Annotated in this window: 11 protein-coding genes; 7 read left to right on the top strand and 4 right to left on the bottom strand. The window is 38.4% G+C overall.

The window, feature by feature from the left end:
• Window positions 1-120: 120 nt before the first annotated feature.
• On the bottom strand, window positions 121-1,182 hold the full coding sequence (locus tag ACTHN6_RS20090) for a branched-chain amino acid aminotransferase (protein WP_440437570.1): 1,062 nt from the start codon (window positions 1,180-1,182) through the stop codon (window positions 121-123).
• Window positions 1,183-1,299: 117 nt separating this feature from the next.
• Here ACTHN6_RS20090 and ACTHN6_RS20085 point away from each other — a divergent pair, with 117 nt between their 5' ends.
• The 3 genes from ACTHN6_RS20085 to ACTHN6_RS20075 all read left to right on the top strand — a co-directional run bounded on the left by ACTHN6_RS20085 (window position 1,300) and on the right by ACTHN6_RS20075 (window position 2,952).
• Window positions 1,300-1,872, top strand: coding sequence for a hypothetical protein (locus tag ACTHN6_RS20085; RefSeq protein ID WP_440437569.1), 573 nt, complete (start codon window positions 1,300-1,302; stop codon window positions 1,870-1,872).
• Window positions 1,872-2,456 (top strand): RdgB/HAM1 family non-canonical purine NTP pyrophosphatase, encoded by a 585-nt coding sequence (gene rdgB, locus ACTHN6_RS20080; RefSeq protein ID WP_440437568.1) that lies wholly within the window; start codon window positions 1,872-1,874, stop codon window positions 2,454-2,456. The genes ACTHN6_RS20085 and rdgB overlap by 1 nt, the downstream gene beginning before the upstream one ends.
• Before the next feature lie 67 nt (window positions 2,457-2,523).
• Complete coding sequence (locus tag ACTHN6_RS20075; protein WP_440437567.1) at window positions 2,524-2,952, top strand: acyl-CoA thioesterase; 429 nt, start codon at window positions 2,524-2,526, stop codon at window positions 2,950-2,952.
• 175 nt (window positions 2,953-3,127) lie between these two features.
• Here ACTHN6_RS20075 and ftcD read toward each other — a convergent pair whose 3' ends face one another.
• A complete protein-coding gene (gene ftcD, locus ACTHN6_RS20070; RefSeq protein WP_440437566.1) occupies window positions 3,128-4,804 on the bottom strand; it encodes a glutamate formimidoyltransferase in 1,677 nt (558 codons plus the stop codon).
• A 242-nt stretch (window positions 4,805-5,046) separates the two neighbouring features.
• Complete coding sequence (locus ACTHN6_RS20065) at window positions 5,047-5,937, bottom strand: cupin-like domain-containing protein (RefSeq protein WP_440437565.1); 891 nt, start codon at window positions 5,935-5,937, stop codon at window positions 5,047-5,049.
• 117 nt (window positions 5,938-6,054) lie between these two features.
• Between ACTHN6_RS20065 and ACTHN6_RS20060 the strand changes: the two genes are divergently transcribed.
• From ACTHN6_RS20060 to ACTHN6_RS20045, 4 genes are all read left to right on the top strand, one after another.
• A complete protein-coding gene (locus ACTHN6_RS20060; RefSeq protein ID WP_440437564.1) occupies window positions 6,055-6,822 on the top strand; it encodes an exodeoxyribonuclease III in 768 nt (255 codons plus the stop codon).
• Between the two features lie 92 nt (window positions 6,823-6,914).
• Window positions 6,915-7,220, top strand: coding sequence for a DUF4286 family protein (locus ACTHN6_RS20055; protein WP_440437563.1), 306 nt, complete (start codon window positions 6,915-6,917; stop codon window positions 7,218-7,220).
• A gap of 95 nt (window positions 7,221-7,315) precedes the next feature.
• Window positions 7,316-7,585 carry an HU family DNA-binding protein gene (locus tag ACTHN6_RS20050; protein WP_090657216.1) on the top strand — a complete coding sequence of 90 codons (270 nt, stop codon included), beginning with the start codon at window positions 7,316-7,318 and terminating at the stop codon, window positions 7,583-7,585.
• 127 nt (window positions 7,586-7,712) lie between these two features.
• Window positions 7,713-7,832 (top strand): 30S ribosomal protein THX, encoded by a 120-nt coding sequence (locus ACTHN6_RS20045; RefSeq protein ID WP_440437562.1) that lies wholly within the window; start codon window positions 7,713-7,715, stop codon window positions 7,830-7,832.
• A 9-nt stretch (window positions 7,833-7,841) separates the two neighbouring features.
• On the opposite strand, the gene pdxH is transcribed toward ACTHN6_RS20045, so the two are convergent.
• Window positions 7,842-8,483, bottom strand: coding sequence for a pyridoxamine 5'-phosphate oxidase (gene pdxH / locus ACTHN6_RS20040; protein ID WP_440437561.1), 642 nt, complete (start codon window positions 8,481-8,483; stop codon window positions 7,842-7,844).
• Between the last annotated feature and the right edge of the window lie 64 nt (window positions 8,484-8,547).

The following is an 8,547-nucleotide window of genomic DNA, read 5'->3' as shown; positions in this document are numbered from 1 at the left end:
AGGCATTATTAACCTTAATTTTTTGGGACGGCAAAGGTAATTGCAACAGCATTTAAATCCAAATAAATTGGTACCTCTTCCTAAATTATTACGAAAAACAAATAAAAACCAACATTTCCTTTACACTTTAAACAGCCATCCGTGCTTATCAGGAGCTTTACCAAGGCGGATTTCATCGAGTGCCTGTTTAACTTTGGGAGAAATGGTAAAGCTGTTAACATCAAAATTCATTACAAAATCTTTGTATTTCAATTTTTTTATGTTTGAAATAACCGCAGCGGTGCCCATTCCAAAGATTTCTGTAAGTGTTCCATTCTTATAAGCTTCCACCACTTCGTCAATGTTCAGCTTTCTTTCCTCTACCTTAACGCCCATATCTTTTAAAATGGTAACAATACTGTCGCGGGTAACACCTTTCAAAATCGTATCTTCCAGCATGGGTGTTACAAACGTGTTGTTAATAACAAAACCAATATTCATCATACCCACTTCCTGCAGCCATTTGTGTTCAAAGGCATCGGTCCACAAAACCTGGTCATAACCCATTTCTTTTGCCTTTGTGGCGGGCAGCATGCTGCCGCCATAGTTGCCGGCATTTTTGGAAAAACCAACGCCACCGGGCGCGGCCCTTGTATATTTTTCTTCTACAGCAATCTTCATAGGCGCGGCGTGAAAAGGACCTACCGGGCTAAGAATAATTAAAAATTTATAGGTTTCAGAAGGTTTTACGCCTAGCATATAATCCGTAGCAAACATAAACGGGCGTATATACAAAGAATGATCTGCCTGCGCTGGTATCCAGCTTTTATCAATCTCAATTAACTGGCGCATGCCTTCAATAAATATTTCTTCCGGTATTTCGGGCATGCTCATACGCAGCGCAGAAAGATTAAAGCGCTTTAAATTTTCATAAGGGCGAAAAATAACAGCTTCGCCGTTTTCCTGGCGAAAAGCCTTGATACCTTCAAAAATAGACTGGCCATAATGCAGTGCAGAAACCGAAGGATCTAATATTAGCGGCTGGTAAGGTTTAATTTCAACCGTTTTCCATTCACCATTTTCATAATCAGCTTCCAACATGTGGTCAGTAAAATATTTTCCGAAAGGAATGTTTTCGAGGCTTATATCTTTCAGCTTGCTCCTTTCTATTTTTGTGATGTTTATGTCTAACACTTCTGTCATACCCTTAAATTTGATGCAAAGAAAATAAAAATCTCCCAGAAGATGAGGCCGCTTATCAATAGATTATTGTGTCATAGCTGTTTTTGGGAAGTATTTAAGAGCAAATAATTATAGTTGATGAAAGAGCAATTACCGCCACAGGTTTTAGCAGGATTATTTAATAATTCGCTGGTTTATACCGGCGAGAAAATTAAAACGGAAACTGTTTACGACGTACAGCAACCCGTTGCCATAAACGACAATCCTGTTGAACCTAAAGCTGAACCTGCAGAAGCAGAAGTGCACAGGCCCGGCAAATGGTACCTGGGCAATTATGAAAAGAAATTTATTGTGCTGGTAAACGACGAGCAAAATGTTTATTTAAGCGAAAAGGAACTGGAATTTCTTACAGGCATTTTAAATGCCTGTAAGATGAATCTTGCACATGTTGCGCTTATTAATTTTAAAAACCATCCGGTGCAATTCCGGCAGATGAAGAAAGATTTGCAGCCGCAGTATATTGTAAGTTTTGGCATAACTGCGCTGCAGATAGAATTGCCATTTTCCATGCCCGACTACCAGGTGCAGCAATATGATAATTGCGCCATATTAACAGCGCCTGCACTGGTTCAATTAAATGCAGCAACACCTGCGGCAAAAGCGGAGAAAACAAAATTGTGGAACAGCCTTAAAAAAATGCTTAATCTCTGATGAATAGTAAAACCCTGATTTTTGCGAGCAACAACAAACATAAAGTTGAAGAAATACTTGCCGTTATTAGCAATCAATACCAGATAATTACATTAAGTGAAGCGGGCATTGATATTGACATTCCCGAGCCTCACGATACCATTGAAGCCAATGCATCTGAAAAATCGAAAACCGTTTATGAACTCACTAAACATAATTGCTTTGGCGATGACACCGGCCTTGAAGTGGAAGCATTGAATGGCGAGCCCGGCGTTAAAAGTGCAAGGTATGCCGGCGATCAAAGGGATTTTGATGCGAATATTGATAAACTGCTTTCTAAACTTGATGACAAAGAAAATCGTAATGCACAGTTTAAAACCATTATTTCTTTAATGTGGAATGGCAGCGAATATTTGTTTGAAGGCATTGTAAAAGGAATGATTATTTATGAACGCCGCGGCACAAACGGTTTTGGATACGATCCTGTTTTTATTCCTGAAGGCAGCTATAAAACTTTTGGCGAAATGACGCTGGAAGAAAAGAATTTATTCAGCCACCGTAAAAAAGCCACTGATAAATTAATTGAATTTTTAAAACAACAATGATTGCCGCGGATGCACGGATATATTGAACATTTAAATTGATTCTGCCTGTGGCTTGTAAACTGACCGCATGGAACGTATTAAAATAAATCTGCCTGATAATTTTAAATTTTCAACCAAAATCAAAATACGCATTACCGATTTGAATTACGGTGGCCATGTTGGCAACGATAGTTTTCTTTCCCTTATCCATGAAGCAAGAATGCAATTTTTAAACAGCTTGGGTTATTCGGAATTAAAACTTGAAGGCACCTCGTTAATTATGTTTGATGCGGCTATCGAATTTAAAAGCGAATTGAATTATGGTGATGAAGTAAAAATATCTGTTGCTGCCGGTGGTTTTAATACAAGGGGCTTTGATATTTTTTATAAACTCGAGATAATTCATGGCAATGGATATACGGTAGCAGCCAAAGCAAAAACAGGCATGCTTTGTTACGATTATACCAATAAAAAATTAACCGGACTTCCGCAAAAAGTAAAAGAAGCATTGCTTTAAATTTTTAAATTATTGTGCTTCTTTATGCTTGCAACAAGAGCCGAAAAATGCGCTGCTGCGACCGGTTAGTTATTATCAACCAATTAATGTGAGTTGTACAATAAAAAAGCAGGCAAAAGAAAAGGTATTAATATTAATTAAAGATACATTCATTATGTAAGTCTAAAGGATCGAATTATATCCCAATCTTCTCATTTACCACTTTTAAAATTTCTGTTTCCAAAGCAATGGCGTTGCTTTCAATATCCCTTCCTTTTGCAATAATATCTTCAACAAAAGTTTTATCATCATAACCCGAAGCATTAATGCGCACATTCATAAACGCACCTATTACGGCGCTCCGGGCACATAATACGCCAACGCCTGCATCTGAAACAGAGTTTGGGTTGCCGGTATCCGCCATTTCTTTTATTATAAACATACTTTCATAAGCCAGCTGCATTACTTTAAAAGGTACTTCAATGGCAAATTTTGTGGCTTCCTGTATAGCTTGTTTGCGCATTTGTTTTTCTTCGTCTGTTGATTTGGATAAACTCATTGCAGCCATTATTTGATTAAATGCTTTTGTATCCGCATCAACCAGTTGCATCAGCTCATTTTTATATAGCTGGCCTTTATCAGCCCATATACTAAATTCTTTCCAGCGTTCATCCCAACCCTTTTTATGCGACGATAAATTGGCAACCATCGTAGCCAATGAAATGCCTAAAGCACCAACATACGCAGAGATGGAGCCGCCTCCGGGCGCAGGGCTTTCGCTGGCGGTTTCGTCAGCAAAATCTCTAAGCGTTGTATTAATGAGTGCACTGTCTTTTGCATCTTTCAGCAGATATTCAATAATTCTTTCTTCAGGTTTAAAAAGCGCGAGTTCATCCAATCCCATTGATTTAACAGCAATGCGTACCAGTTCTTTTTCAGCAACCCCTGTTGAACGTTTTTGTTTTTCTAAAAAATATTTACCCGCATCAACCATAGATTTCAATGGAACAAGGCCAACAAGCTCACTGCCTGTAACACGAATGCCGCGGGCATCAGCTTTTTTGCAAACTTCGTCAAAGGCAATGTGTAAAGGCGTTATGCCAATGTTGGTTAGGTTCATAGAAATTTGTGCAATACCATATTCTTCAATAAACCAGCCAATAGCTTTTACATTTTTTAAACTGCCGGGTATAGTTACCGGTTTTCCATTTTCATCTAAAACAGGTTTACCGTTTTCTGTTTTTGTGCGGCCTACTTCACGTACATCAAAGGCAATGGCATTGGCCCGGCGCGTTGATGTTGTATTAAGATTTACATTATAAGCAATTAAAAAATCCCTTGCGCCAATAACCGTGGCACCGCGTTTTGCATCAAAATCGTCCGGGCCAAAATCCGGTTTCCATCCAGGCAATTTTATTTTCTTGAAAAAACCTTCATATTCACCTGCACGAATAATAGACAGGTTGTGGCGTAATTTATTTTTTTGCGCATGTTCATATAAATAAACAGGTATCTGCAAATCTTCGCCAACCAGCTTTGCCAGTTCATGCGCATATTCAACGGTTTCTTCCATTGTAATATTTGCTATGGGAATTAAAGGGCAAACATCTGTAGCGCCCATACGCGGATGTTCGCCTGTATGTTTGCTCATATCAATTAATTCACCTGCTTTTTTAATGGCTTTAAAAGCAGCCTGTACAACGGCCTTGGGTTCGCCAACAAATGTTACAACGGTTCTGTTTGTAGCTTTCCCCGGATCAACATTTAATAAGTGGACACCTTCAACACTTTCAATTTCATCTGTAATTTGTTTGATGATATTCAGATCACGCCCTTCACTAAAATTGGGAACACATTCTATTATCTGCTGCATACAAATAACTGTTTTAAAGATCAGCAATACTAAAAAAACTTTATGGTGGACAATGATAAAGCTATCGGCAAAAATTCAATTCAGCAAACGCTGTTCGGGCAGCGTCTGAAGAAAGAGTGAAACGCAGCTGATTTACCCGTTTCAATATAACTACGATACGCAGGATTTCATCTGTGTACCGGTGGCTGCAATAATTTTATATGAATATTTATAATCCCGGAGTTATTCTTGATTATAACCAATTAAGCCTTGCTCAAAGCAAGCTCCCTGTTGGCTGCTTCAAATATTTTCTTTTCTTTCCAGTCATACCATTTATGCGGTATTGTTTTTTTCATCAGCGTATCAATATTGCGCATGCCGGCAATATTCCATAAACCTTTCAGTTTTCCACCAACAGAATTATTCAATGCACGCAGGCTCATGGCAAAACCACTGTCTAAATATTCCATATGGTGCCAGTAACCACCGGGCATGAATAGCGTATCACCGTGTTCAAGTGTAACTTCCAGTCCGTTGGCAATTTTGAGCGCCGGAAATTTTTGCGTATCCAGTTTGCTTTTATCGGCATCATAATAATTGCTGAAATCGGCAAGACTTAATACTTCAAAAGGCTTGCGGTATAATTTATACTGTTCGCTATAAGGAAATAATAAAACCTTCTTTCTGCCTTCAAACTGCGTATGCAGAATATGGCTTAAATCAATATCAAAATGAATGTGTGTAATAGAGCCCTGGCCACCGGTAAACAACATGGGCACACGCTTTACAAAGCCTTTCATATATTCATCAGGCCATGTAAAATCTTTGGTAAGCTCCGGCGCATGGCTGAATATATTGAATAAAAAAATGCGCCATGCGGCCGGGCCTTTGCGAATCATATCTACATATTCACCAAAGGTTGTATAATCATCGGCTTTATTAACAGGCGTGTATGCATCGCTTTTTACATTATTGTAAATGCCTACTTTTTTGTCACCTACTATCTCTTTAAAATAATCCCAGTTCCACTTAGAATAAGCCGGCCATTTTTTTGAAAAATTTTTTATTACAACAGGAGTGTTGGTGCTGAAATAATTGCGTTTAAAATCTGCAGGAGTTATATCATCAACAACAGTTACCGGTTTTAAATGCATACGAAAAATTTAATTTGCAAAAGTAGTTTGCTGCGTTGTTAACGCAAAGTTGATATTCGTCAATTAACTGTCATTAAAAACTTTGTTATACCCTTATCTTGCGGCAAACTTTTGCTAATGCGTATCATAAGTTATAATGTAAATGGCATTCGCGCTGCTTTAAAAAAAGGATTGCTTGACTGGATGAAAACAAATCCTGCTGATGTTATATGCCTGCAGGAAACAAAAGCGCATAAAGATAATGTTGCGCATGAACAAATTACAGATCTGGGTTATTACGATTATTGGTATTCCGCGCAGAAAAAGGGTTACAGCGGTGTTGCAGTTTTTTCTAAAATTGAGCCCTCGAATGTTGTATATGGCACAGGCCATAAAGTAAGCGATGATGAAGGCCGTGTGCTGCAGCTTGATTTTGGCGATGTGCGATTAATCAACGCTTATTTTCCTTCAGGCACCACGGGCGAATTGCGGCAATCTTTTAAATATGAATGGCTGGAAGAATTCTTTCAATACCTCGAAAAGTTGAAACAAACACATCCCAAACTTATTCTGTGCGGCGATTATAATATTGCTCATAAAGAAATAGATATTCATAATCCAAAAGGAAATATAAAAACATCTGGTTTTTTGCCTGAAGAAAGGGCATGGATGGATAAACTTTTTACGAATGGATGGGTGGATGCTTTTCGTGTCATCAGGCCGGAGCCTCACCGGTACAGTTGGTGGAGCCAGCGGTTTCCTTCGGTAAGGGCCGAAAATAAAGGATGGAGAATAGATTATATTAATGTAACGGAACCTTTGACAAATAATATAAAAGATGCGGAAATTTATCCTGAAGTAAAACATAGCGATCACTGCCCCGTTTATCTTGAAATTGACTTATAGCATGTGTAAGCTCGTTTGATCTTCGCGATTTGTGGCAGTGAAATTTTGATAATGAATTTCGTAATCATTTTTTTGGCTAAATAATTTTCAGTATGTTTATTTATAACATTGCAACAAAAGTGGGCTGGAATATTCACGATGCATGGTTGAAAAGCATGCAGCAGCAATATATGCCTGCAATGATGGCCACAGGTTGCTTTATACAATGCCAGCTCTCAAAACTGCAGGAACACGAAGACGATGATGGCCCCACTTATGTAGTGCAATATTTCGCAGAAAGCAAAGCCCTATATAACCGTTATATAGAATTATATGCTGATGAATTTAGGAAAGCGTATGCGGAAAAATGGGGCAATAACCTCGTTGATTTCCGAACATTGCTTGAAGTAATTGAATAAATTGTTTTAATATTACCTGCAAACGCAAAAAATATTTTGATAAGTGTAAAAACAAAATACATTTGTCACCCATTAAAAATTCAAAATAACATACTATGAACAAAGCTGAATTAGTTGCTAAAATTGCCGACGATGCTGGCCTAAGTAAATCCCAGGCTAACGCTGCACTTGATGCCTTTACAGGCGCTGTAACCAAAGCACTTAAATCCGGAAACAAAGTTACATTAGTTGGTTTCGGTACTTTTTCTGTTACCAAGCGTAATGCACGCACAGGCCGCAATCCACAAACCGGCGCTACCATTAAAATAAAAGCTAAAAAAGTGGCCCGTTTTAAAGCAGGTAAAGAATTATCAGCTAAGTTATAGGCATGATTTCAAAGTAAATGGTGGATAATGAATACAATTGTATGAACAACTAAATTTTATAGTTCAACAGGAATTTAATTCATCAGACAACATACTCTATAAATTTTCGTATTAATAAACAGACACTATGGGCAGAGGAGATAAGAAAACAAAAAAAGGAAAAATATTCAAAGGTTCTTTTGGAAAAAGCAGGCCGGCAAAAACTGCAAAGCCTGTTAAAAAAGAAAAAGAAGAAAAATCTGAATAGCTGCCTGTTTTATGGCGCTAATCTTTCAGCCTTCCAACTCCCTTCATCGGTTTTGGTATATGAAATACGGTCGTGCAAACGGCTGCTTCGTCCCTGCCAGAACTCAATTCTTAAAGGCATTACCCGGTAACCACCCCAGTGTGGCGGCCGGGGAATGCTGTTTTTAAATTCGCCTGTATATTTTGCTACATTTTCTTCCAGCACATCACGGCTTTTAATTACCGTGCTTTGTGGCGATGCCCACGCTCCAATGCGGCTTCCTTCAGGCCTTGAAAAGAAATAGGCATCACTTTCTGCAGCACCTGCTTTTTCTACAATACCTTCAATTCTCACCTGTCGTTCAATTTCTTTCCAGAAAAAAGTTAAGGCTGCATACGGGTTTCCTGCAAGTTCATTGCCTTTACGGCTGTTATAATTAGTGAAGAAAACAAAACCATTTTCATCAAAATCCTTTAATAAAACGATTCTTGCCGAAGGCTTGCCATCTTTGGTTGCCGTTGACAAGGTCATAGCATTTACTTCCAGTATTTCGCTGCGCATGGCATCGTTCCACCAGCGGCTGAATTGTTCAATAGGATTTGTTGCAACATCATCTTCGTTCAAAGCAAGCAAGCTGTAATCTTTTCTTATATCAGCAATATTTGTATTCATGTAATGATATTTTTCCATCAACGCAAAATTAAAAACCAGCCTGTGTTTAACATATCAACGGGCT

It is taken from the genome of Parafilimonas sp. (assembly GCF_051953455.1).
In the GTDB taxonomy this organism is placed as follows: domain Bacteria; phylum Bacteroidota; class Bacteroidia; order Chitinophagales; family Chitinophagaceae; genus Parafilimonas.
The sequence above is the reverse complement of the archived record's forward strand: the minus strand, read 5'-3'. Positions and strand labels throughout refer to the sequence as shown.

What these genes read in the sequence shown, in the direction of transcription:
- ACTHN6_RS20090 (WP_440437570.1), bottom strand. Translation starts at nt 1,182, where the DNA reads ATGACAGAAGTGTTAGACATAAACATCACAAAAATAGAAAGGAGCAAG.
- ACTHN6_RS20085 (WP_440437569.1), top strand. Translation starts at nt 1,300, where the DNA reads ATGAAAGAGCAATTACCGCCACAGGTTTTAGCAGGATTATTTAATAAT.
- rdgB (WP_440437568.1), top strand. Translation starts at nt 1,872, where the DNA reads ATGAATAGTAAAACCCTGATTTTTGCGAGCAACAACAAACATAAAGTT.
- ACTHN6_RS20075 (WP_440437567.1), top strand. Translation starts at nt 2,524, where the DNA reads ATGGAACGTATTAAAATAAATCTGCCTGATAATTTTAAATTTTCAACC.
- ftcD (WP_440437566.1), bottom strand. Translation starts at nt 4,804, where the DNA reads ATGCAGCAGATAATAGAATGTGTTCCCAATTTTAGTGAAGGGCGTGAT.
- ACTHN6_RS20065 (WP_440437565.1), bottom strand. Translation starts at nt 5,937, where the DNA reads ATGCATTTAAAACCGGTAACTGTTGTTGATGATATAACTCCTGCAGAT.
- ACTHN6_RS20060 (WP_440437564.1), top strand. Translation starts at nt 6,055, where the DNA reads ATGCGTATCATAAGTTATAATGTAAATGGCATTCGCGCTGCTTTAAAA.
- ACTHN6_RS20055 (WP_440437563.1), top strand. Translation starts at nt 6,915, where the DNA reads ATGTTTATTTATAACATTGCAACAAAAGTGGGCTGGAATATTCACGAT.
- ACTHN6_RS20050 (WP_090657216.1), top strand. Translation starts at nt 7,316, where the DNA reads ATGAACAAAGCTGAATTAGTTGCTAAAATTGCCGACGATGCTGGCCTA.
- ACTHN6_RS20045 (WP_440437562.1), top strand. Translation starts at nt 7,713, where the DNA reads ATGGGCAGAGGAGATAAGAAAACAAAAAAAGGAAAAATATTCAAAGGT.
- pdxH (WP_440437561.1), bottom strand. Translation starts at nt 8,483, where the DNA reads ATGAATACAAATATTGCTGATATAAGAAAAGATTACAGCTTGCTTGCT.